This window comes from Mesorhizobium sp. WSM4848, from assembly GCF_055811375.1.
In genome coordinates this window covers 1-21,412 of the sequence record NZ_JBVVPX010000058.1, presented here as the reverse complement: position 1 = coordinate 21,412, position 21,412 = coordinate 1, and the positions used below count along the sequence as shown (strand labels likewise).

The window sequence follows — 21,412 nt, the reverse complement described above, 5'->3', positions numbered from 1 at the left end:
CAGCATCGGCGGCAGCGCCACCGGCAGCATCGGTGGCAGCGGCAGCATTGACGGCAGCGGCAGCGTCAGCGGCAGCGGCAGCGTCGGAGGCAGCGTCGCGCGCTGACAACGGCGGGCAATAGCGGCAATGTTAACGCCGGATTCGGCAACGGTGGCGAAGGTCCTGCCGGCGAGATCGAGATTGCCTGAGTCATGACATGACCGTTGCTCGGTTTAGAGCCTGCTGAATCATGGCCGAGCCGAGGGCGGTTAAGATGGTGTCGTCGGAAACAGCTTCGTGGCAAATGTCTCGATAGACGCCTAGCAGGGCGGCCATCTCGATGAATTCAGTTTCCTTCGCCGAGGCCGGCAAGGTGCTTAGCATCAGCACAAAGGCGAGAAGGAAACGTCGCATCAACTGATGATTGCTGCAACTGCGTGTGCGCAAGCTCCGCAAGGTTCCTCCTCCCGCCCTTAATTACTGGCACGGGTGTCAGCCCGTTCGCCAAGTAGGGCCATGTCAAAATGTCGTGCAGTTCACGGTGTTGCCGAAGCGGTTGCAAGTCGTCGTTTTCGGCTGACTGTTTTGCATGTTGGCAAATGCCGCATTCGCCCTGGCAGATGCCCTGCCGCGAGACGAAATAGACTCATTTTGGATGCATTGGGCCATGGCTGGGCTTCCAGGCTCGAAGCCGTAGGAGACGTATCGGTTCCGAAATAGGTTGCCTGTTCCGCCTGCGGTGTGGTGGCAAACCAAGCCGGCGAGCCAGGCATCCCAAGGCCCGAACCGGAGCATCCGCTTAAAAGGATGATCGCAGCCCCCGCCGCCGCGAACATATAGCGTTTGCGCATGGTAGTTCCCCCTGCCCACACTGAACTTCAAAAGCTTCGCACACGCAAGGGGCTAGAAGAGTGACGCAAAATTCCCAGCTTAGCCCGCTGCCTCACGGTGGTGGGCTTTTCACTTTGGGGACGTAATCTTAGTCGATCGTAGGGGGGGCCAGATTATCTGACCGTCCCCCGGTCGAAGCAGTTTGGGGGAAGAGAACCAGAGCTCATTGAACGCAAACATGGCAGGCGTCCAACTGTTTTACATCCTCGACTGGCCGATCTGGATGGTCCCTGATAGCCGACCAGAGTGGGCCTTCCTTCTCAGATGACATCGATTCTGCAGCAGCGGCCAGCGTGATCGTTACCGCAAACTTGCCTTCCGAGAACGCGGCGATCGCTGCCTCAATTTGCTGTACAGCAGCTTGCTGCTTTGTGAAGTGATAAACACGAAAGAACGGCCGATCCTCGTTCATGCAGTTTTTGCCCCCCGTGCTGTGCGCAATTTTGTACGCAACATCAGTAAAACGGCAGATTATTTAAGGAAATCAAAGTCATTTGGCGGAGAGAGCGGGATTCGAACCCGCGTTACGGTTTCCCGTAAACACACTTTCCAGGCGTGCGCCTTCAACCACTCGGCCACCTCTCCATCCTGGCATTTTCGCTACGGCCGGTTTCGCCGCACGGGTTGGGGAGATGCTTCTCCCTCGGGAAAATTCCGGTCCGGAACTCCGCACCGTGGGCGCCGTCAACCAGCGGACGCCTTTTCCCCGCACCTGAGCCGTCAAAGCAACAGGCGCGGGGCTCATCTAGTCGATCCGGTGCCGAATGCCAAGACATAACAGCACTCTATTCGCTTTGCCGGATAGGTAAGCCGATCGCCCGATCGGCGGCGGCGTCTTGGCCGACAGACGCCTCAGCGGCGCAATCCGGCGGCGTAGTTTCAACTTCGCGTGTCGCGATTGCGGATAAAGCGCGCAGATCCTATTTATCAGGCCGATACAGATATTTCTGAAAAGCTTGCGGGGAGGTAAGGTCTGGGTGTTCCGCTTCGTCTTCCGTCTTGCCGCAATGGTTGCGCTTTCGGTTTCGGTCATCATGGCGGTGGTCGACGCGACGCGCTCGGTGGCGGCCTCCGCGTTGGTCATGACCCCGCTCAACACCAGTTGGCTCGCCGCCTCGCCGGATACGCGAAGCGCCTTCGAAAGCTTCGTCCGCGACAGGCTGGGTCCGCTGCTGTGGGACGGCGCCATCGCCTGGGTGCTCAACCAGCCCGGTTTCGCCGTGTTCGCAGGGCTTGCCCTCATTCTCTACATGATCGGCTACCGGCGGGAGCGGCCGACCGGGCGGTTCGCCTAGACTTGATAATTCTCCAGCGTCCCCAAACAAAGAGAACGCTCCAACCAAAAGAAAGGGAGACTGCACATGTTTCTCAGCGACATGCTGAACAAAAAACTCAACCTGCCGAAGCCTGCCGAGGCGCTGCCGGGCCGCGCCAATCCTATCCCGACGGCATCCAATCACTTTGTCTCGAAGCGGCCGCTGAAAGGACCCTATCCCGACGGGCTGGAGACGGCGATGTTCGGGCTGGGCTGCTTCTGGGGCGCGGAACGCCTGTTCTGGCAGGTCGAGGGCGTCTGGGTCACGGCCGTCGGCTATGCCGGCGGCGTCACCCCCAATCCGACCTACCAGGAAACCTGCACCGGTTTGACCGGCCATGCCGAAGTCGTGCTGGTCATCTACGACCCGGAGATCGTGTCCTATGCACAGCTTCTGAAGCTGTTTTGGGAAAGCCATGATCCGACGCAAGGCATGCGCCAGGGCAACGATGTCGGCACCACCTACCGCTCGACGATCTACACGTTCGGTGATGCGCAATACCAGGCGGCGATCGCTTCGCGCGACGCCTACGAGGCCTCGTTGCGCGGCGCCGGGCGCGGCAAGATCACCACCGAGATCGCGCCGGCGCCGGAGTTCTACTTCGCCGAGGAAGACCACCAGCAATATCTGGCGAAGAATCCCTACGGCTATTGCAACCTGCAGGGCACCGGCGTCGCCTGCGCCATCCCGGCTGCCGTCTCCGCCTGAGGCCTTGGCGGGACGATGATCCGTGGCGCCGGGACGCGACGCCCGGCTTTTCCAACAGGTCAAAATTCCGCGTGAATTTTGCTTCGGGCCGTGCCAGATTGGCCCGAAGCGGGAGGAAGACACTCCTGTCTGATGTCGCATGCCTGCCGAAGAACCGGGCAGGCAGGCGGTGCACAACGGAAAAATAACCGACAGGGTGTGGATCACATGAAACGTATCGTTCTCGGCCTCCTGGCCGCAACTGCGATGGTTCTTCCGGCCTTCGCTGCGGACATCCAGCCAGCACTTCTCTACGATCTCGGCGGCAAGTTCGACAAATCGTTCAACGAAGCGTCCTACAACGGCGCCGAAAAGTTCAAGGCCGAAACCGGCATCGCCTATGTGGAATTCGAGGTTTCGAACGCGACCCAGCGCGAGCAGGCGCTGCGCCGTTTCGCCGAGGATGGCCGCAATCCGATCGCCATGGCGGGCTTCTCCTGGGCGGATGCGCTGGAAAAGATCGCCGTCGAGTTTCCCGAGACCAAATTCGCCATCATCGACATGGTCGTCGACAAGCCCAACGTCCGCTCCGTCGTCTACAAGGAGCAGGAAGGCTCCTATCTCGTCGGCGTGATGGCGGCGATGGCCTCGCAGACCAAAAAGGTCGGCTTCATCGGCGGCATGGACATTCCGCTGATCCGCAGATTCGGCTGCGGCTATGTCGGCGGCGCCAAGGCGGCCGGCGCCACCGACGTTATCCAGAACATGACTGGCGACACGCCGGCCGCCTGGAATGATCCGGCCAAGGGCGGCGAGATCGCCAAGACCCAGATCGACCAGGGCGCCGACGTGGTCTACGCGGCGGCAGGCGGAACCGGTGTTGGCGTGCTGCAGGCAGCGGCCGACGCCGGCAAGCTCGGCATCGGCGTCGATTCCAACCAGAATGGACTGCAGCCCGGCAAGGTGCTGACCTCGATGGTCAAGCGCGTCGACGTTGCCGTCTACAACACCTTCATGGACGCCAAAAACGACAAGTTCACCGGCGGCATCAACGATCTCGGCCTCAAAGAAGGCGGCGTCGACTACGCCATGGACGACAACAACAAGGCGCTTGTCGACGACGCGATGAAGGCGGCGGTCGAAAAGGCCAAGGCCGACATCATTGCCGGCACCATCAAGGTGCACGACTACATGTCGGACAATTCCTGCCCGTATTGATCGATCGGCAATTAAAGAATTGACGAGCCGCCGGGTGAAAGTCCGGCGGCTCTGCAATGTCAGACCGCTCACCAGTGCGGCGGTTTGGTCACCGGCACGTCGGGTGCGGCCTGTTCCTCCAGCGCCAGGAAGCGGTCGGTCAGCGCATCGAGCTTGCGCTGCATGCGCTCGATCACCTTCCACTGCTCGGCGATCTGGCCGGACAGTTCCTCGATGGTGTTCTCCTGCTCGGCGGCGCGGATTTCCAGCGTCGTCAGCCGGTCGTCGGGCATGGTCATTTGAAATCCTCGATCAGGCGATTGTGCAGGCTGCGGCCGCCTTTGGAAATTGACAAGCGCGCGGGGATTTGTCGAGAGTGAACGCTGCTCCGGCAATTGGCACAGACGGGGCGTCATGCTAGGCGTTTTGACCAAGCGATAAAAATACGAGTGGGACAGGCTGCATGGCGCAAGCCGCAATCGAGCTGATCGGCATCAACAAGAATTTTGGCGCCGTGCGCGCCAATCGCGACATCAATCTGGAGATCGCGCGCGGCACCATCCACGGCATTGTCGGCGAGAACGGCGCCGGCAAGTCGACGCTGATGTCAATTCTTTACGGGTTCTATCAGGCCGACAGCGGCGAGATCCGCGTCGGCGGCCAGCCGGCGTCGATCAAATCGCCCAACGACGCCATCGCGCTCGGCATCGGCATGGTGCATCAGCATTTCATGCTGGTCGACAATTTCACCGTGCTGGAAAACGTCATTCTCGGCGCCGAAAGCGATGCGCTGCTGAAGAAGAGCATCGCCAAGGCGCGGTCCGAGCTGGAACGGCTCGAGCGCGAATATGGGCTCGAGGTCGATCCCGATGCGATCATCGAGGAATTGCCGGTCGGACTGCAGCAGCGTGTCGAAATCCTCAAGGCGCTGTATCGAGGCGCCGAGATCCTGATCCTCGACGAGCCGACGGGCGTGCTGACGCCGGCAGAAGCCGACCATCTGTTCCGCATCCTCAGGCAGTTGAAGGAGCAGGGCAAAACGATCGTGCTGATCACCCATAAACTGCGTGAGATCATGGCGATCACCGACACGGTTTCGGTCATGCGCCAGGGCACGATGGTGGCTACCAGGCAGACCACGAAGACCACGGTCGGGGAATTGGCCGAACTGATGGTCGGGCGCCGCGTGCTGCTCAGGGTCGAGAAGGGCGAGGCGGAAGCCGGCGGGGTCAAGCTGGCGGTGAAGAACCTGACGGTGAAGGATTCTCGTGGCGTCACCATGGTCGACGACATCTCCTTCGACGTGCGCGCCGGCGAGATTGTCGGCATCGCCGGCGTCGCCGGCAACGGGCAATCCGAAATGCTCGAGGCGATTTCCGGTATCAGGCGCGCTGTCTCGGGCTCCGTCATGCTCGACGGCAAGCCGATCGACCTGACCGGGGCCGCCGATCCCGGCGAGCTGCGCGACCGCGGCCTCGCCCATGTGCCGGAAGACCGTCATCATGTCGGGCTGGTGCTGGCCTTCGAGGAGAACGAGAATTCGATCCTCGGCTATCACGACGATCCGCGCTATGTCCGGGGGCCGTTCCTCGACATCGACGCCATCCGCGACGACGCCAGGGACAAGATCAGCAAATACGACATCCGCCCGGCGGACTGCCGGCTCAAGACCGCCAATTTCTCCGGCGGCAACCAGCAGAAGATCGTGCTGGCGCGGGAAATGGAGCAGGATCCGGGCGTGCTGATCGTCGGCCAGCCGACGCGCGGCGTCGATGTCGGCGCCATCGAATTCATCCACAAGCGGCTCATCGCCATGCGCGACCAGGGCAAGGCGGTGCTGGTGGTGTCGGTCGAACTCGATGAGATCCGCTCGCTCTCCGACCGCATCCTGGTGATGTTTGCCGGCCGCATCGTCGGCGAGCGCGGCCCGGAGGCGACCGAAGGCGAACTCGGCCTGCTGATGGCCGGCGTCGAGCAGCGGGAGGCGGCGGAATGAGCACGCCTTACGCCAAGCTGCCGGCCTGGGCGGATTACGGGCTGATCCCGGTGATCAATCTCGCCGTTGCCTTCGTCGTCGCCGGCTTCGTCGTGCTCCTGGTTGGCGAAAATCCGTTCCGCGCGGCCGTCGTCCTGGTCGAGGGCGCCTTCGGCCGTGGGCAAGGCATTGCGTTCACGCTGTTCTACGCCACCACCTTCATTTTCAGCGGGCTTTCGGTGGCGGTTGCGGCGCACTGCGGCCTGTTCAACATCGGTGGCGAGGGCCAGGGCTATATCGCCGGTCTCGGCATCGGCATCGTCTGCCTGGCCTTCGACAGCGTGCTGCCATGGTGGCTCACCTTTCCGCTGGCGATCGTCGCCGCCGCGGCGATGGGGGCGCTGTGGGCGCTGATCCCGGCCTATCTGCAGGCCAGGCGCGGCTCGCACATCGTCATCACCACCATCATGTTCAATTTCATCGCCGCCAGCGTCATGGTCTACGCACTGGTCGGATTCTTGAAGCCGGCCATTTCGATGGCGCCGCAGACACGCACCTTCCTCGATGGCGCGCAACTGCCGAAGCTCAACTGGGTCATCGAACTGTTCGGCGCCAAGATCCGCTCGGCGCCGTTCAACATCAGCTTCCTGCTGGCGCTGGCCATGGCCTTTCTGGTCTGGGTGCTGATCTGGCGCACCAGGCTCGGTTACGAGATGCGCACCTACGGCCACAGCTCGAAAGCGGCGCGCTATGCCGGCATTTCGGAGACCCGCATCATCATCATCGCGATGATGATTTCAGGCGCGCTCGCCGGCATGATGGCGCTCAACCCGACGATGGGCGACCAGCACAATGTCGCGCTCGAATTCGTGTCGGGCGCCGGTTTCGTCGGCATCGCAGTGGCGCTGATGGGGCGCCTGCACCCGGTCGGCATCGTGCTCGCCGCAATATTGTTCGGTATGCTCTACCAGGGCGGCGCCGAACTCGCCTTCGAAATGCCGGCGATCAGCCGCGACATGATCGTCATCATCCAGGGCCTGGTCATCCTGTTCGCCGGCGCGCTCGAGCATATGTTCCGGCCCTATGTCCAGGCGCTGTTCGCCTCGCTCAGCCCGAAATCTGTCGGCATCGAGGCGATCAAGGGGAAGGGTGCCTGAAATGGATCTGTTCAACGCCATCATCCAGGTCCTGGACTCGACCATCCGCCTGTCGGTGCCCTTGCTGCTCGCCTGCCTCGCCGGCCTCTATTCGGAGCGGGCCGGCATTTTCGACATCGGGCTCGAGGGTAAAATGCTGGTCGGCGCCTTCGCCGGCGCCGCCTCCGCCTCGGTCTTCCATTCCGCCTATATCGGCCTCGGCATGGCCATTCTCATCTCCGTCGCTTTTGCGCTGGTCCACGGCTTTGCCTCGATCACCCATCGCGGCAACCAGATCGTCTCCGGCGTGGCGATCAATTTTATCGCCGCCGGATCGACGATCATGCTCGGCCAGGCCTGGTTCCAGCAAGGTGGACGCACCCCGGCTCTAGCCTCGGACGAGCGGTTCGGGGCGATCATCTGGCCGGGCGCGGACGCGCTCAGGGGCGTGCCGATCCTCGGCCCGATCTACTCGGAACTGATCTCCGGCCATTCCGTGCTGGTCTATGTCGCCTTCCTCGCCGTGCCGTTCACCTGGTGGGTGCTTTTCCGTACCCGCTTCGGCTTGCGCATGCGCGCGGTCGGCGAGAACCCGGCCGCTGTCGACACCGCCGGCATCTCGGTCGCCTGGCTGCGCTACCGGGCGCTGATCTGCACCGGGGTGCTCACCGGCATTGCCGGCGCCTATCTGTCGATGGTGCAGAATGGCGGCTTCGTCAAGGACATGACCGCCGGCAAGGGTTACATCGCGCTGGCCGCGCTGATCTTCGCCAAATGGAAGCCGGTCAACGCCATGTTCGCCTGCCTGTTGTTCGGCTTCCTCGACGCGCTGTCGATCCGCCTGCAGGGCACGCCGCTGCCGCTGATCGGCAAGGTGCCGGTGCAGCTAATGCAGGCGCTGCCCTATATCCTCACCGTCATCCTGCTCGCCGGCTTCATCGGCAAGGCAACTCCGCCGCGCGCCGGCGGCGTGCCCTATGTCAAGGAACGCTAAGCGTGATTTCGAACCGCAGGTCAGCGAAAAGTCGAAGCCGGTTTCCGGACAAGATCATGCGAGGCAAAAACAATGTCGCATGATCTGTTCGAAGCGGCCAAGGCCGCCATGGCCAAGGCCTATGCGCCCTATTCGAAATTCCCGGTCGGGGCGGCACTGCGCACCGAGGACGGCCGCGTCTTTACCGGCGCCAACGTCGAGATCGCGTCCTATCCGGAAGGCTGGTGCGCCGAAACCACCGCGCTCGGCCACTTCATCATGGCCGGCGGCGGCAGGATAACGGAGATCGCTGTCATCGCAGAGCGCATGGCTAAATGCTCGCCCTGCGGCGGCTGCCGGCAGCGGTTGGCCGAATTCTGCCGGCCTGAAACCAAGCTCTATCTTTGCGACAATGCAGGCGTGGCCGAAACCGTGACCATGGGCGAGATGCTGCCCTACGGCTTTCGGGGCGAAATGTTGAAATGACGAGTTCCTTGAAATGAAGTGCTTGGTTGAAATGAAGAGCTGGTTGTCATGAAGGAAGCGCTTGATCGTCTTGTCGAAAGGCTGGACGGGCTGGCGCCCGCCACCGCGCTGGTGCTGGGTTCGGGTCTTGGCGGGCTTGTCGACCAGGTCGAGGACGCTGTCCGCATTTCCTATGGCGAATTGCCGGGTTTTCCCAAAAGCGGCGTCTCCGGCCATGCCGGCGAGGTGGTGGCGGGACGCTTTGCCGGCACGCCGGTGCTGATGCTGTCCGGCCGCGCCCACTACTACGAGCACGGCAATGCGGCGGCGATGCGGCCGGCGCTTGAAGTGCTCGCCGGCCTCGGCATCTCGCAACTAATCCTCACCAATGCCGCCGGCTCGGTCGATCCGGACATGGGGCCGGGCTCGGTGATGCTGATCACCGACCACATCAATTTCTCGGGCTCCAACCCGCTGATCGGCGAGCCGAGCGACCGCCGCTTCGTCGGCCTGACCGAGGCCTATGATGCCGGCCTTCGCGCGGCGATCGAGACGGCGGCGAAGGCGACGGCGACCACACTGCACAAGGGCGTCTATATGTGGTTTTCGGGGCCGTGCTTCGAAACGCCCGCCGAGATCCGCATGGCGCGCGTCATGGGCGCCAATGCCGTCGGCATGTCGACCGTGCCGGAGGTCATTCTCGCTCGCTTCCTCGGCCTGCGCGTCGCCGCCTGTTCGGTCATCACCAACCTCGCCGCCGGGATGACCGGGGCGGAGCTTTCGCACCAGGAGACCAAGGACATGGCGCCGGTCGGCGGCGCGCGGCTGGCGACAATCCTCCAGCGTGTGTTCCAGGACGGGTTGCCGGGGCGTAAGGGCCCGGCCTGATGCTTCCCCAGGAAATCATCCGCAGCAAGCGCGACGGCCAAAAACTGTCGACGCAGGAGATCGCCAGCTTCATCGATGGCGTCACCGCTGGCACCGTCTCGGACGGGCAGGTCGGGGCGTTCGCCATGGCGGTGTTCTTCAACGGCATGAGCCGCGACGAGGCGGTGGCGCTGACGCTGGCGATGCGCGATTCCGGCGATGTGCTCGACTGGTCGGACCTGCCGGGCCCGGTCACCGACAAGCATTCGACAGGCGGCGTCGGCGACAATGTCTCGCTGATGGTGGCGCCGATCGTCGCCGCCTGCGGCGCTTATGTGCCGATGATTTCCGGCCGCGGCCTTGGCCATACCGGCGGCACGCTGGACAAGATGGATGCCATCCCGGGCTATATCAGCCAGCCGAATGTGGCGAGCTTCCGCAAGGCGGTGCTTGAAGCCGGCTGCGCCATTATCGGCCAGACCGCCGATCTCGCGCCCGCCGATCGCCGGCTCTATGCGATCCGCGACGTGACGGGAACCGTCGAATCGGTGCCGCTGATCACCGCCTCGATCCTCTCGAAGAAACTGGCCGCCGGCCTGCAGTCGCTGGTGCTCGACGTAAAAGTCGGCAACGGCGCCTTCATGGAAAAGTCGCGCGACGCAACGACACTGGCGAACAGCCTGGTCGAAGTCGCCAATGGCGCCGGCCTGAAGACCTCGGCGCTGGTCACCGGCATGAACGAGCCGCTGGCGTCAGCAGCCGGCAACGCGGTCGAGGTGCGCAATGCCGTCGATTTCCTCACCGGCCGCTTCCGCGACCGGCGGCTGGAGGAGGTGACGCTGGCTCTGGCCGCAGACATGCTGCAGTCGGCCGGGCTGGTCTCGTCCAACCAGGACGGCATGCGGCGCGCCGCCGAGACGCTTGCCGGCGGCGGCGCCGCCGCCGTTTTCGCGCGCATGGTGGCGGCGTTAGGCGGTCCGGTTGATTTTATCGAGGATCCCGAAAAATACCTGCCGAAGGCGGCGACGGAGTTTGCGGTCAACGCGACCGAAAGCGGTTTTGTCACCGGCATCGCCACCCGCGACATCGGGCTTGCCGTCGTCGGGCTTGGCGGCGGGCGCATACGGCCGGACGACAGGATCGACCATGCGGTCGGCATCACCCGGCTGCTGCCGGTCGGCGCGGAGGTGCGAGCCGGCGAGGCGCTGGCGCTGGTCCATGCCCGCAATGCCTCCGATGCCGAAGCGGCCGCCGCCGCCGTGCGTTCGGCCTATTCGATCGGCGCTTCGAAGCCGCCCGCGGAAAAAACGGTGATCCGGCGGATCCTGCCGCGCGGTTGATCCTTTTATTGCACCATGATCTTTCCGAAAACCGGTTTCCACTTTTCGCTGACGCGGACCTGCGGTTCGGGATCATGGTTCACTGGACGAGCAGCAGCGCGCCGTTCTCGACCTGGTATTTTTCCAGCCGCTGGAGAAAGCTCAGGCCGATCAAATTGGTGCGCAGCGCCTTGTCGTCGAGCACGACCGCCTGGACGCCGTCGACCGTGATCTTGCCGATCTGCAGCCGATCGACGGTCACCAGGGCAGCCTTGATCGCGCCGTTGGCGGTGTTGACCTGATGCTTGAAATCCGACGCGTTCAGCGAAACTCCGATCCTGCGCGCCGTCGAACTGTTGATGGCGACCAGCGTTGCGCCGGTGTCGATCATGCCGTCGACCTGACGGCCGTTGAGCTTGAACGCCGACGTGAAATGCCCACGCGCGTCCGCCGTGATCACGACCTTGCGGCCGAGCGGCTGCGCCGGCCTGTCGGGAGCCGCAGCCAGGTTCAGGTCCGTTTGCGTTTCGGCCGACGGGCTGGTCCCGACCGCCGATTTCAGCAGGCCTTCGAACATCTGCGGATTCGACTGGTAGAGCATCGGGAACGACGCCGATGCTGCGGCGAGCACGCCAAGGATGAGAAGATTGCGCAGCATGGACCAGGCCTTCGTGAAGGCCCATGCTTATCGCGGCATGGTGTTTGCTGCTTTAACAGATGCGGAAAGCGGTCGTTTGCGTAAACGATCGGTAAACGAGCGGCACGGTCATTTGGTCCCGTACATGCGGTCGCCAGCATCGCCGAGGCCGGGCATGATATAGCCCTTCTCGTTGAGCTGGCGGTCGATGGAAGCGGTGAAGACCGGGACATCGGGATGCGCCTTGATGAAGCGCTCGAGGCCTTCTGGCGCCGCCAGCAGGCAGAGGAAGCGGATGTTGGTGGCGCCGCGCCCTTTCAGCTTGTCGATCGCCGCGATCGCCGAATTGGCGGTCGCCAGCATCGGATCGACGACGATCACCAGCCGGTCGGCGAGATCGCTCGGCGCCTTGAAGAAATATTCGACCGCTTCCAGCGTTTCGTGGTCGCGGTAGAGACCGATATGGGCGACGCGCGCCGCCGGCACCAGGTCGAGCAGGCCTTCGAGCAGGCCGTTGCCGGCGCGCAGTACTGAGGCGAAAACCAGCTTCTTGCCCTCCAGCGTCGGCGCCTCCATCGTCTCGATCGGCGTTTCGATCGTCGTCGTCGTCAGTTCGAGGTTGCGGGTGACCTCATAGCCGAGCAGCAGCGAGATCTCGCGCAGCAGCCGCCGGAAGCCGGCCGTCGAGGTTTCTTTCTTGCGCATGATGGTCAGCTTGTGCTGGACAAGCGGATGGTCGACGACGGTGACGCCCTGCATGGTGGTCTCCTAAGCTGCGCAGTTGGTGAATGGTGAATAGGGAATAGCGAATAGTGAATAGGTTTGCGAGTTCCTGATTCAGCGGAAAATTCGCGGTTGACGGACCGCAGCGCCGGGTGAACCATTCACCATTCACCATTCACCATTCACCATTCACCATTCACCATTCACCATTCACCATTCACCACCTGCCCTTGGCATCCAGCCGGCCCAGCAGCATCGCCTTGGTCTTCCTGTCGACGAAGGCGGCCTCGATGGCGGTTCTGGTGACGGCGGCGAGCGCCTTGTCGTTCATCGAAAAATGCTCGGCGGCAATGTCGTATTCGCGCTTCAGCGACGTCCGGAAATAGGGCGGATCGTCGGAGTTGAGCGTCACCTTGCAGCCTGCCGCCAACAGGGCCGGAAAAGGATGATCGGCGAACCTGTCGAAGACCTTCAGCGCGATGTTGGAGCTCGGACAGCATTCGAGCACGACGCCTGCGTCGGCGATGCGCCGGACAAGGTCGGGGTTCTCGATGGCGCGCACGCCATGGCCGATGCGGGCGGGGCGGATGTGGTCGAGCGCGGCCTTGACGCTCTCCCAGCCCATCAGTTCGCCGGCATGGACGGTGATGCCAAGGCCCGCCTCGCGCGCGATCTCGAAAGCCCTGACATAGTCCTCCAGATCGCCCATCCGCTCGTCGCCGGCGACGCCAAAGCCGGTGACCAGCGGATGCCCGCAGCGGGCGGCGAAGCGCGCCGCCTGCTCGATCGATTCGACGCCGGCATTGCGCACGCCGGTGACGATCATGCGGCCCTCGATGCCGGTCTTGGCCTTGGCGCGCGCTATGCCTTCGCCGAGCGCGTCCGTATAGGCCTTGGACGACAGGCCGGCCTTCCCGGCGTGATCCGGCGAGGTGAAGATCTCGGAATAGATCGCGCCGTCGCGGGCGAGGCTGGTCAGATAATGATCGGCCAGCCGCGCATAGTCCTCTTCGGTGCGGAACAGGTCGGAGGAGAAGTCATAGGCGGCGAGGAAGGAGGTGAAATCGTGCCAGACGAAAGAGCCGTCCTGAATGTAGGGCGAGGTGTCCTTGCCGTATTTCTGCGCCTGGCGGATGACGAGTTCGGGCGCCGCTGCCCCTTCGATGTGGCAGTGCAGTTCCGCTTTCAGAGGCATGCAATCATCCCGTCAGGTCAGTCCAGGACATGGAGCCATAAGCATGATTCCACGACCGGGAAGCGCGGCCGAACACCGCGCCTTAAACAATAGCGTCGGCACCATCGATCGGCTATGGTCCCGCCGGTTTTATGGCGGATCAAAAATAATGTCGGTTGAGAGAACCACGGCCGTTGGCGGCATGGAAACCTCCTATGGTTTCAGGCGCGTAGGGGCAGGCGAGAAGCAGTCCCTGGTCAACGACGTTTTCCACAAGGTGGCGAACCGCTACGATCTGATGAACGACCTGATGTCGGGCGGCCTGCATCGGCTGTGGAAGGACGCCATGGTCACATGGCTCAATCCACCGAAACGAGCGGGCTGGAGCGTTCTCGACGTTGCCGGCGGCACTGGCGACATCGCCTTCCGCATCGTCGAGGCGAGCGGCAGGAACGCCCACGCCACGGTTCTCGACATCAACGGCTCGATGCTCGCCGTCGGCCGCGACCGGGCCGAGAAAAAGGGCCTGACTGATAACACCGATTTCGTCGAGGCCAATGCCGAGGAGTTGCCTTTCGCTGAGGCCAGTTTCGACGCCTACACGATCGCGTTCGGTATTCGCAACGTGCCGCGCATCAACGTGGCGCTTGCCGAAGCCTGTCGTGTGCTGAAGCCCGGCGGGCGTTTTCTCTGCCTCGAATTTTCCGAGGTCGACATGCCGCTGCTCGACAAGGTCTACGAGGCGTGGTCGTTCAACGCCATCCCCAGGATCGGCAAGGCGGTGACGGGCGAAAACGAACCCTATTCCTATCTGGTCGAATCGATCCGCAAATTTCCCAATCAGCAGAATTTTGCGGCGATGATTTCCCGCACCGGTTTTGACCGCGTGTCTTTTCGCAATTATGCCGGCGGCATAGCTGCGCTTCATTCGGGCTGGAAGCTTTGAGTCTGGCCCGTATTTTTTATACGCGACCTGCCCTTCGCCGGTCTAGAAAACCGGCAGGACAAACGCAGTCATGAGCAGTGTCGGCGCTGGTCTCAGGCTCGTGCGGGCCGGCTGGGTGTTGGTCCGCGAAGGCGTCGTGGCGGCGTTGCCGGGCGATGAGCTCTTCGGCCTGCCGAAATTCGGCTGGCGGGTGGCACGGCTGTTCACCCGCCGCCGCGCGCTTGCCTACGAGCGTGGCGATCGGCTGGCCAAGGCGGTCGTCCGGCTCGGCCCGTCCTATGTCAAGCTCGGCCAGTTCCTGGCGACACGGCCCGATGTCGTCGGCAACGACATAGCGCTCGATCTCGCCATGCTGCAGGACAAGATGCAGACCTTTCCGCAGGCCGAGGCCATTGCGGCGATAGAGGCCTCGCTCGGGCGCAAGGTCGGCGAACTCTATGCAAGTTTCGGCGAGGCCGTTGCCGCGGCTTCGATCGCTCAGGTCCATTTCGCGGAAACCCTGGAGAACGGCGTCGGTTCGCGGGTGGCGGTGAAGGTCATCCGGCCGGGCGTGCGGCGCCGTTTCTTTCGCGATCTCGAAAGCTATTTCCTCGCCGCCCGTCTCCAGGAAAGATACATTCCGTCGTCGCGCCGGCTGCGGCCGGTCGAGGTGACCCAGACGCTGGCGCAGACCACCAAGATCGAGATGGATCTGAGGCTGGAGGCGGCAGCGCTTTCGGAACTCGGCGAAAACACCAGGGACGATCCCGGCTTTCGCGTGCCGACGGTCGATTGGGAACGCACCGGCCGCGACGTGCTGACCATGGAATGGGTCGACGGCATCAAGCTGAACGACATTGCCGGCCTCGCTGCCGCCGGCCACGATCTGAAGGCGATCGCCGCCAATCTGGTCCAGTCGTTCCTGCGCCATACGCTGCGCGACGGTTTCTTTCACGCCGACATGCATCCGGGGAACCTGTTCGTCGAGCCCGATGGCACCATCGTTGCTGTCGATCTCGGCATTGCCGGCCGGCTTGGTAAGAAGGAGCGGCGGTTCCTCGCCGAAATTCTCTACGGCTTCATCACCCGTGACTATCTGCGCGTCGCAGAAGTGCATTTCGAGGCCGGCTACGTGCCGCGCCAGCATAATGTCGCGGCATTCGCCCAGGCGATCCGCGCCATCGGCGAGCCGATCCACGGCCAGCCGGCCGAAACCATCTCGATGGCCAAGCTCCTTGCGCTTCTGTTCGAGGTCACCGACCTCTTCGACATGGCGACGCGGTCCGAACTGGTGCTGCTGCAGAAGACCATGGTGGTGGTCGAGGGCGTTGCCCGCACGCTCGATCCGGCCTTCAACATGTGGAAGACGTCCGAACCGGTGGTCGGCGGCTGGATATCAGGCAATCTCGGCCCGCGTGCCCTGCTGGCCGACGCACGCGACGGCGCCAGCGCGTTGCTGGCGCTGGCCCGTCAGGCGCCCGACCTAGCCGCCCGCACCGAGCGGCTGTCGCGCGAGATCGATCTGATGGCCGAACACGGGCTGCGTTTCGATGAAAGGACGGCGCACGCCATCGGCAAGGCCGAGGCGCGCTATAGCAGATCCGGCCGGCTGGCGCTGTGGGTGATCGCGCTGACGCTGGTCTTTATCGCCTGGAAGCTGCTCTGAGTGCCTGCAGTGACAGCAGTGCTGTCATTGCTTGCACGATGCTCGTTGCCTATGATGTTAGGCAAGGAGCAATGCCATGAGTACCATCACAATCCGCAATCTGGATGACGGCGTGAAGCAGGTGCTCCGCGAGCGCGCTGCCGCGCGTGGAGTTTCGATGGAGCAGGAAGTGCGAGACACCTTGCGTGAGGTGACACTGGCTGGGCTGCAAGATGGGGGTTGGCGTTTAAAAGCGTCGCGTGATGATATTTTGGCGCGCGGACGAGGGCCAGACCATCCTATCGATCTCAAGGCGCTCAGCGATCGCATGTGGGAGGAGGGGTTTCTCTCCGGCAAGCGCATCCTGTTGATCATCGGCGGCGGCATCGCCGCCTACAAGGCACTGGACCTGATCCGCCGGCTGCGCGAGCGGGGCGTTGTGGTGCGCGTGGTGATGACCGCCGCGGCGCAGGAATTCGTCACCACGCTGTCGGTCGGGGCGCTGTCGGCCGACCACGTGTTCACCGATCTGTTCGACCGCAATGACGAGCACGATGTCGGCCATATCCGCCTTTCGCGCGAGGCCGATCTTGTCGTCGTGGCGCCGGCCACCGCCGACCTGATGGCGAAGCTCGCCAACGGCCATGCCAACGATCTCGCCTCCACCGTGCTCATCGCCACCGACAAGCCGGTTTTGATGGCGCCCGCCATGAACCCGAAAATGTGGTCGCATCCGGCGACCCGGCGCAACCGCGCGACGTTGCACAACGATGGCGTCGCATTCATCGGCCCGGCAAAGGGCGAGATGGCCGAGAGCAACGAGGCAGGCGAGGGCCGCATGGCCGAGCCGCTGGAGATCGTCGCTGCGATCGAGGCGCTGCTCGACATCAGGCCGAAGCCGCTGGCAGGCAGAAAGATCATCGTGACCTCAGGGCCGACGCATGAGCCGATCGACCCGGTGCGCTACATCGCCAACCGTTCTTCCGGCAAGCAGGGCCATGCCATCGCGGCGGCGCTGGCACGGCTGGGCGCCGATGTGCGCCTCGTCTCCGGTCCGGTTGGCATTGCCGATCCGGCCGGGGTCACCACACTGCATGTCGAAACCGCGAACGAGATGAGGGACGCGGTCGAGCGGCTGCTGCCGGCGGATGCGGCCGTGTTCGTCGCGGCGGTTGCCGACTGGCGCAGCGAGACTTCGGCCGGCGAGAAGATCAAGAAGGTGGCGGGCGAGGGGCCGCCGGCGCTGCAGATGGTCGAAAACCCTGACATTCTTGCCGGTGTCGGCCATCACAGGAAGCGGCCCAGCCTGGTCGTCGGCTTCGCCGCCGAAACGCAGGATCTCATCAGCAACGCCGAGGCCAAGCTTGCGAAGAAGGGCGCCGATTTCATCGTCGCCAACGACGTGTCCCACGAAGGCGGGGTGATGGGCGGCGACCGCAACAAGGTGCGGATCGTCTCGAAGGCCGGTGTCGACGAATGGCCCGAGATGAGCAAGGAGGAGGTGGCGACGCGGCTCGCAGCACTGATCGCCGAGCGGCTGAGGACGGTTGTCGTCTAGTCGATCTCCCCCACGAGGGGGAGATCGGCAGCTTTGCCGGCCCCGAGATCCTCAGCGCTGCAAGGCATCCGAGAATCCCGAGCGGCACGAAGGCGAGGAACAGCCAGGTGGCGACGTTCGCCGCCGCCTCACGGTTGAGGCCTTCGGAAAAACCGCTGGCATTGGCGACGATGCCGGTCAACGCGGCACCGACCGCATAGCCGATGCGCTGCATCGTCGGTACAGCGGCGGACGCGATCGTCTGCTCACCGTCCCTGGCCGATGCCACGATCACGCGTGTAACGAAGGGCCAGGCAATGCCGAAGCCGCCGCCCTGCAGCAAAGCGCAAAACAGGATCAGCGGAATCGAACCTGCCGGCACGGCGTAGGCGAAACCGGCGATGCCGGCCGCGATCATCAGCGCGCCGCCGGTGATGATCAGCCTCTCGCGTTCCGGCGGCGCATTGGCGACGAGGATCGACAGGATCGACCAGGCGATCGATTCGGCGGCGATGATATAGCCGGTGGTCAGGATCGGAATGCCGTGCAGGCTGGTCAGAAGCAGCGGCCCGTAGACGGCGAAGGAACAGGTCGCCACCGAAAAGGCGGCGACCATGGTCATGCCAGCACCGACCGGCGAGCGCCATGAGAACAGCCGCGACGGGAACAGCCGCGAGCCCGGCTGCAGCGCGTCGATGCGGATGAACAGCGCAAGCCCGACCAGGCCGAGGATGAGCAGCAGGGAGGAGCGCAGCGGGGCAATGTCGACACCGGCCGTGGCGATCAGCACGACGCTCACGGCAAGGCAGCCGAGCGCGGCAAAGGGGAAGGGCGGCGCCGTTCCAGTGATCGCCTGCGGCCGGGTTGCCTCGGGCGTGTCGAGCACGATGAAGCTCGCCAACGCCATGGCGGTGCCGCCGAGCGTGAAGATACCGAAGGCCCAGCGCCAGGAGAGCAACTCGGTCATCAACGCACCGAGCACCGGCCCACCGAAGGCTGCGACGCCCCAGATCGCCGACATGACGCCGAAAAGCTGCGGCCAGATGGCGCGTGGAAACAGCCGCTCGACCGAGACGAAGGCCAGCGATACCAGCGCGCCGCCGCCAAGCCCTTCGATCAGGCGCCCGGTCAGGAACAGCGGCATGGACGGCGCGATGGCGCAGACCAGGGCGCCGGCGGCATAGAGCAGGGCGGCGACCACCATGTTGGTGCGCAGCGCGACATAGCTCACCAGCCGCCCGGCGGCGGCGCCGGCGACGATGGCGCCGAGCTCGTAGATCGCCAGCGACCAGCCGACCAACTGAACGCCGGCGAGTTCGCCGACCATCGCCGGCATCACCGTCGCCACCATGGTTTCGTTGGTGGCGTGCAGCAGGATGCCGAGGCTGATGAAGCAGAAGCGCGCCAGATCGCCGCTCGCCCACAGCGCCCGCCAGTCGACCCTGTTTGTGCTGGTTTCCGTCACCCGCCCTCCCGAACTTTCTTATCCGCCTCAAAAATGGTGGAGCGCTTTTCGTCTCCAATGGGTACGCGGCGCTTCGCGGACGGGTTGTAAAACCTCAACCGCAGTTGAGCTCAAGCGGTTTTTTGCGGGTGCGCTGAGGGTGCTGATGAAGGTGGGATGCCAAGATTGGCGATCATGGCGTCAGCGATGATCTTCCCTGGCACGGCGGTCTCCCAAAAAGTCATGCGGCGCGGAACAGTCCAATCCTGTTCCGCGCCGCATGCAGAGCTGCGTTATGGCGCTCATTTGAAAGAGTGGATCAGTTCCAGTGAGGTGACGGCGACTGCCAGGTTGACGCCGGTCTGCGCCTGTACGTTGAGAGGCTGCAGCGAGAAGGCGCTGTTCAAGCCGCCGACCAGAAGGTTGGCGCCGCCGCCGGTTACCAGGCTGGCCTCGGCGTTGACGCCATAGTAGCTGCCGGCAAGATCGCCGGCACCACGGTCGCGGGTGGCCGCCAGAACCGCCCATATCAATTCGCCCTGGTGCGTCCTTCCGACGTCGACGCCGAGCTTGGAAATGACCCCGGTATAGGCTTCGGGGGGACCGCCATGATGAGGGCGAAAGGTGCAGGCCACGCCTTTGTTGGATGTGACGATATAGCCGGTGCCGCCGTCGATGGTGCAGTCGAGCACACCGAGCTCCAGCCTGCCCGCGCTGGCAGGGGCGGCGAGAGCCGTAGCGGCGAGGGCGGCGGCACAGGCGAGTTTCTTGATCATGGGAGGGGTCCTTCTCGCGAATAGCCTTGAACAACGGCTGAGCGTCCCAAGCGTTCCGCCGAAAACTTGGCGCGATCAAGGCGGGCGTCAATGCACACAGTCGTTGAAGATTTCGAAGCCATGCCAAACGGGCAGGCCCGCCATGTCAGGCCGAAACGCCGCCGTCGGTCAGCTGGTGCTGGTGCGCGCCAGGCCGTCCTTGGCCGGCTGGTAGGTGGGGCTGAGGCGCACGGCCTCGCGATAGGATTTTGCCGCCTTGGCCTTGTCGCCGCGCCGCTCGTAGATCAGCGCCTGGTTGGACCAGGCTTCGGCATTCTTGCCGTCGAGCTTGATCGCCATGTTGATGTCGGCGAAGGCGTTGTCCTCGTCGTTCGTGGCGAGATAGGAGAGGCCGCGGCCATTGTAGGGTTCGGCGGCGTCCGGCGCCAGCGAGATGGCGGTCGAGAAATCCTCGATGGCGAAAGCGTGCTGGCCCTGGCTCTGATAGATCAGGCCGCGATTGTGATAGGCGCGCGCGTCTGTCGTGTCGAGCTGGATCGCCTTCTGGAAATCGTTGAACGCTTCCTGGATGCGGTTGGCTTTGCGGTAGAGATTGCCGCGGCCGATATAGGCGGCGTCATAGTCGGGATTGATCTGGATCGAGCGGTTGTAATCGGCAAGGGCGGCCGCCTGGTCGCCGAGGAAGCGCTGGATGAGAGCGCGGTTCGAATAGGCCTGGTAGAAATTCGGATTGAGCTGGATGGCGGTGTCGAAATCCTTGAGCGCCGCCTGATACTGGCCGCCGCGGCCATAGGCCGAGCCGCGCACATTGTAAGCTTCCGGGTCCTGAGGACTGCGCTGGATGACGGCTGACAGCGAGGAGATGTTCTCGGCCGACCCTTGCGCCCTGTCGATGTTGGTGAATTCGCCGGTCGGGGCTGCTGTCTGGCAGCTGGCGAGCGCCAGCCCGGAAAGCAAGGTTGCCGTCAGGGCGAAGCCGCGCATTGCGGTTCTGCGCTCCACGCTAATTGCGTTCATGTCTGCTCTGTCCTCACTGCCCGCCCGCGCCGTCAGGTCTGTTCCCTCTCCGAACCGGCCCTCTGCGAACTGGTCGAATTCAAAACAAAAAGGTGGCGGCGATTACACATCGCGCCACCCTTGGTATCCTTCGAAAAGGACGAAAAATTGACGTCAGAACCGCGGCGGACGCGGCGCGCCGGCACCAGCGGCACCAGCCGCCACCGGGCGCGGCGTCATCGGCAGCAGACCTTCGCGCTGGGCGCGCTTACGGGCCAGCTTGCGGGCGCGGCGAACGGCTTCCGCCTTTTCGCGGGCGCGCTTCTCGGAAGGCTTCTCATAATGTCCGCGCATCTTCATTTCGCGGAAGATGCCTTCGCGCTGCATCTTTTTCTTGAGCGCGCGAAGCGCCTGATCAACATTGTTGTCGCGGACGAGTACCTGCACGGGCAATCCTGTCTTTCGGGTTTTGTTAACAACAGGCAAGTGGCCATAGTCGCTTGCCTCCGCGGCGGTCTACACCACGAATTGTGGCGGCTGATAGCAGAATCATGCCGCTCTGTCCACTGCCGAAACGAAAAACCCGCCTCAGCGGCGGGTCGACGGCGCAAATCACACCATGCGCAAACCAATAGCATAACTGCCGTCACAAAGCAAGGAATTGCGACCTCTGGCAGGGCAACGAGTCCAGGTTAACGGAGTTGGAGAGCTGCCATCAGGTAGTCGGTATCCCAGGTTGCGAGTTTTCG

The 21,412-nt window shown here is 63.6% G+C and carries 21 protein-coding genes, 1 tRNA gene and 1 pseudogene; 12 read left to right on the top strand and 11 right to left on the bottom strand.

Features of this window, described 5'->3' with window-relative positions; genetic code table 11:
• Positions 1–190: 190 nt before the first annotated feature.
• The 3 genes from AC0L16_RS32005 to AC0L16_RS31995 form a co-directional block, all read right to left on the bottom strand.
• Positions 191–427 carry a hypothetical protein gene (locus AC0L16_RS32005; RefSeq protein ID WP_473625523.1) on the bottom strand — a complete coding sequence of 79 codons (237 nt, stop codon included), beginning with the start codon at positions 425–427 and terminating at the stop codon, positions 191–193.
• 607 nt (positions 428–1,034) lie between these two features.
• The gene (locus tag AC0L16_RS32000) at positions 1,035–1,283 is read right to left on the bottom strand and encodes a hypothetical protein (RefSeq protein ID WP_473625522.1); all 249 of its coding nucleotides are present in this window, start codon (positions 1,281–1,283) and stop codon (positions 1,035–1,037) included.
• An 83-nt stretch (positions 1,284–1,366) separates the two neighbouring features.
• Positions 1,367–1,456: transfer RNA gene (locus AC0L16_RS31995), tRNA-Ser, on the bottom strand.
• Between the two features lie 392 nt (positions 1,457–1,848).
• On the opposite strand from AC0L16_RS31995, the gene AC0L16_RS31990 reads away from it, so the two are divergent.
• The 3 genes from AC0L16_RS31990 to AC0L16_RS31980 all read left to right on the top strand — a co-directional run bounded on the left by AC0L16_RS31990 (position 1,849) and on the right by AC0L16_RS31980 (position 4,092).
• Positions 1,849–2,166 (top strand): hypothetical protein, encoded by a 318-nt coding sequence (locus tag AC0L16_RS31990; RefSeq protein WP_473625521.1) that lies wholly within the window; start codon positions 1,849–1,851, stop codon positions 2,164–2,166.
• A gap of 66 nt (positions 2,167–2,232) precedes the next feature.
• Positions 2,233–2,895 carry a peptide-methionine (S)-S-oxide reductase MsrA gene (msrA, locus tag AC0L16_RS31985; RefSeq protein ID WP_473625519.1) on the top strand — a complete coding sequence of 221 codons (663 nt, stop codon included), beginning with the start codon at positions 2,233–2,235 and terminating at the stop codon, positions 2,893–2,895.
• A 207-nt stretch (positions 2,896–3,102) separates the two neighbouring features.
• Positions 3,103–4,092, top strand: coding sequence for a BMP family lipoprotein (locus AC0L16_RS31980; RefSeq protein ID WP_473625518.1), 990 nt, complete (start codon positions 3,103–3,105; stop codon positions 4,090–4,092).
• Between the two features lie 68 nt (positions 4,093–4,160).
• On the opposite strand, the gene AC0L16_RS31975 is transcribed toward AC0L16_RS31980, so the two are convergent.
• Positions 4,161–4,370, bottom strand: a complete 210-nt coding sequence (locus AC0L16_RS31975) for a SlyX family protein (protein ID WP_473625516.1) — start codon at positions 4,368–4,370, stop codon at positions 4,161–4,163.
• A gap of 164 nt (positions 4,371–4,534) precedes the next feature.
• Here AC0L16_RS31975 and AC0L16_RS31970 point away from each other — a divergent pair, with 164 nt between their 5' ends.
• The 6 genes from AC0L16_RS31970 to deoA all read left to right on the top strand — a co-directional run bounded on the left by AC0L16_RS31970 (position 4,535) and on the right by deoA (position 10,827).
• Positions 4,535–6,067, top strand: coding sequence for an ABC transporter ATP-binding protein (locus tag AC0L16_RS31970; protein ID WP_473625515.1), 1,533 nt, complete (start codon positions 4,535–4,537; stop codon positions 6,065–6,067).
• Positions 6,064–7,203, top strand: a complete 1,140-nt coding sequence (locus tag AC0L16_RS31965; protein ID WP_473625513.1) for an ABC transporter permease — start codon at positions 6,064–6,066, stop codon at positions 7,201–7,203. The genes AC0L16_RS31970 and AC0L16_RS31965 overlap by 4 nt, the downstream gene beginning before the upstream one ends.
• Position 7,204: 1 nt before the next feature.
• Positions 7,205–8,176, top strand: coding sequence for an ABC transporter permease (locus tag AC0L16_RS31960; RefSeq protein WP_473625512.1), 972 nt, complete (start codon positions 7,205–7,207; stop codon positions 8,174–8,176).
• A gap of 72 nt (positions 8,177–8,248) precedes the next feature.
• On the top strand, positions 8,249–8,641 hold the full coding sequence (gene cdd, locus AC0L16_RS31955; RefSeq protein ID WP_473625511.1) for a cytidine deaminase: 393 nt from the start codon (positions 8,249–8,251) through the stop codon (positions 8,639–8,641).
• A gap of 48 nt (positions 8,642–8,689) precedes the next feature.
• The gene (locus AC0L16_RS31950; RefSeq protein WP_473625510.1) at positions 8,690–9,508 is read left to right on the top strand and encodes a purine-nucleoside phosphorylase; all 819 of its coding nucleotides are present in this window, start codon (positions 8,690–8,692) and stop codon (positions 9,506–9,508) included.
• On the top strand, positions 9,508–10,827 hold the full coding sequence (gene deoA, locus AC0L16_RS31945; RefSeq protein ID WP_473625509.1) for a thymidine phosphorylase: 1,320 nt from the start codon (positions 9,508–9,510) through the stop codon (positions 10,825–10,827). The genes AC0L16_RS31950 and deoA overlap by 1 nt, the downstream gene beginning before the upstream one ends.
• 79 nt (positions 10,828–10,906) lie before the next feature.
• Here the strand turns inward: deoA and AC0L16_RS31940 are convergent, their stop codons facing one another.
• The 3 genes from AC0L16_RS31940 to AC0L16_RS31930 all read right to left on the bottom strand — a co-directional run bounded on the left by AC0L16_RS31940 (position 10,907) and on the right by AC0L16_RS31930 (position 13,361).
• Positions 10,907–11,464, bottom strand: a complete 558-nt coding sequence (locus tag AC0L16_RS31940) for a TIGR02281 family clan AA aspartic protease (RefSeq protein WP_473625507.1) — start codon at positions 11,462–11,464, stop codon at positions 10,907–10,909.
• A 108-nt stretch (positions 11,465–11,572) separates the two neighbouring features.
• The gene (upp, locus tag AC0L16_RS31935) at positions 11,573–12,202 is read right to left on the bottom strand and encodes a uracil phosphoribosyltransferase (RefSeq protein ID WP_029348092.1); all 630 of its coding nucleotides are present in this window, start codon (positions 12,200–12,202) and stop codon (positions 11,573–11,575) included.
• 181 nt (positions 12,203–12,383) lie between these two features.
• Positions 12,384–13,361: an adenosine deaminase gene (locus AC0L16_RS31930; RefSeq protein ID WP_473625506.1), complete on the bottom strand. Its 978-nt coding sequence runs from the start codon at positions 13,359–13,361 to the stop codon at positions 12,384–12,386.
• A 148-nt stretch (positions 13,362–13,509) separates the two neighbouring features.
• On the opposite strand from AC0L16_RS31930, the gene ubiE reads away from it, so the two are divergent.
• The 3 genes from ubiE (at position 13,510) to coaBC (ending at position 17,468) form a co-directional block, all read left to right on the top strand.
• Positions 13,510–14,286 carry a bifunctional demethylmenaquinone methyltransferase/2-methoxy-6-polyprenyl-1,4-benzoquinol methylase UbiE gene (gene ubiE, locus AC0L16_RS31925; RefSeq protein ID WP_473625505.1) on the top strand — a complete coding sequence of 259 codons (777 nt, stop codon included), beginning with the start codon at positions 13,510–13,512 and terminating at the stop codon, positions 14,284–14,286.
• Positions 14,287–14,356: 70 nt separating this feature from the next.
• Positions 14,357–15,931 (top strand): 2-polyprenylphenol 6-hydroxylase, encoded by a 1,575-nt coding sequence (ubiB, locus tag AC0L16_RS31920; protein WP_473625504.1) that lies wholly within the window; start codon positions 14,357–14,359, stop codon positions 15,929–15,931.
• A 76-nt stretch (positions 15,932–16,007) separates the two neighbouring features.
• Complete coding sequence (gene coaBC / locus AC0L16_RS31915) at positions 16,008–17,468, top strand: bifunctional phosphopantothenoylcysteine decarboxylase/phosphopantothenate--cysteine ligase CoaBC (protein WP_473625503.1); 1,461 nt, start codon at positions 16,008–16,010, stop codon at positions 17,466–17,468.
• Between the two features lie 22 nt (positions 17,469–17,490).
• On the opposite strand, the pseudogene AC0L16_RS31910 reads toward coaBC, so the two are convergent.
• The 4 genes and pseudogenes from AC0L16_RS31910 to rpsU all read right to left on the bottom strand — a co-directional run.
• Positions 17,491–18,912, bottom strand: a pseudogene (locus AC0L16_RS31910) (MFS transporter); the annotation flags it as partial.
• Between the two features lie 281 nt (positions 18,913–19,193).
• On the bottom strand, positions 19,194–19,667 hold the full coding sequence (locus tag AC0L16_RS31905) for a DUF992 domain-containing protein (protein ID WP_473625502.1): 474 nt from the start codon (positions 19,665–19,667) through the stop codon (positions 19,194–19,196).
• Between the two features lie 168 nt (positions 19,668–19,835).
• Positions 19,836–20,684: a tetratricopeptide repeat protein gene (locus tag AC0L16_RS31900; protein ID WP_077379354.1), complete on the bottom strand. Its 849-nt coding sequence runs from the start codon at positions 20,682–20,684 to the stop codon at positions 19,836–19,838.
• A 153-nt stretch (positions 20,685–20,837) separates the two neighbouring features.
• On the bottom strand, positions 20,838–21,110 hold the full coding sequence (gene rpsU / locus AC0L16_RS31895; protein WP_023675331.1) for a 30S ribosomal protein S21: 273 nt from the start codon (positions 21,108–21,110) through the stop codon (positions 20,838–20,840).
• Between the last annotated feature and the right edge of the window lie 302 nt (positions 21,111–21,412).

Coding starts and splice junctions, on each gene's coding strand:
- AC0L16_RS32000 (WP_473625522.1), bottom strand. CDS start 1,283: ATGAACGAGGATCGGCCGTTCTTTCGTGTTTATCACTTCACAAAGCAG.
- msrA (WP_473625519.1), top strand. CDS start 2,233: ATGTTTCTCAGCGACATGCTGAACAAAAAACTCAACCTGCCGAAGCCT.
- AC0L16_RS31980 (WP_473625518.1), top strand. CDS start 3,103: ATGAAACGTATCGTTCTCGGCCTCCTGGCCGCAACTGCGATGGTTCTT.
- AC0L16_RS31975 (WP_473625516.1), bottom strand. CDS start 4,370: ATGACCATGCCCGACGACCGGCTGACGACGCTGGAAATCCGCGCCGCC.
- AC0L16_RS31970 (WP_473625515.1), top strand. CDS start 4,535: ATGGCGCAAGCCGCAATCGAGCTGATCGGCATCAACAAGAATTTTGGC.
- AC0L16_RS31965 (WP_473625513.1), top strand. CDS start 6,064: ATGAGCACGCCTTACGCCAAGCTGCCGGCCTGGGCGGATTACGGGCTG.
- AC0L16_RS31960 (WP_473625512.1), top strand. CDS start 7,205: ATGGATCTGTTCAACGCCATCATCCAGGTCCTGGACTCGACCATCCGC.
- cdd (WP_473625511.1), top strand. CDS start 8,249: ATGTCGCATGATCTGTTCGAAGCGGCCAAGGCCGCCATGGCCAAGGCC.
- AC0L16_RS31950 (WP_473625510.1), top strand. CDS start 8,690: ATGAAGGAAGCGCTTGATCGTCTTGTCGAAAGGCTGGACGGGCTGGCG.
- deoA (WP_473625509.1), top strand. CDS start 9,508: ATGCTTCCCCAGGAAATCATCCGCAGCAAGCGCGACGGCCAAAAACTG.
- AC0L16_RS31940 (WP_473625507.1), bottom strand. CDS start 11,464: ATGCTGCGCAATCTTCTCATCCTTGGCGTGCTCGCCGCAGCATCGGCG.
- upp (WP_029348092.1), bottom strand. CDS start 12,202: ATGCAGGGCGTCACCGTCGTCGACCATCCGCTTGTCCAGCACAAGCTG.
- AC0L16_RS31930 (WP_473625506.1), bottom strand. CDS start 13,361: ATGCCTCTGAAAGCGGAACTGCACTGCCACATCGAAGGGGCAGCGGCG.
- ubiE (WP_473625505.1), top strand. CDS start 13,510: ATGTCGGTTGAGAGAACCACGGCCGTTGGCGGCATGGAAACCTCCTAT.
- ubiB (WP_473625504.1), top strand. CDS start 14,357: ATGAGCAGTGTCGGCGCTGGTCTCAGGCTCGTGCGGGCCGGCTGGGTG.
- coaBC (WP_473625503.1), top strand. CDS start 16,008: ATGAGTACCATCACAATCCGCAATCTGGATGACGGCGTGAAGCAGGTG.
- AC0L16_RS31905 (WP_473625502.1), bottom strand. CDS start 19,667: ATGATCAAGAAACTCGCCTGTGCCGCCGCCCTCGCCGCTACGGCTCTC.
- AC0L16_RS31900 (WP_077379354.1), bottom strand. CDS start 20,684: ATGAACGCAATTAGCGTGGAGCGCAGAACCGCAATGCGCGGCTTCGCC.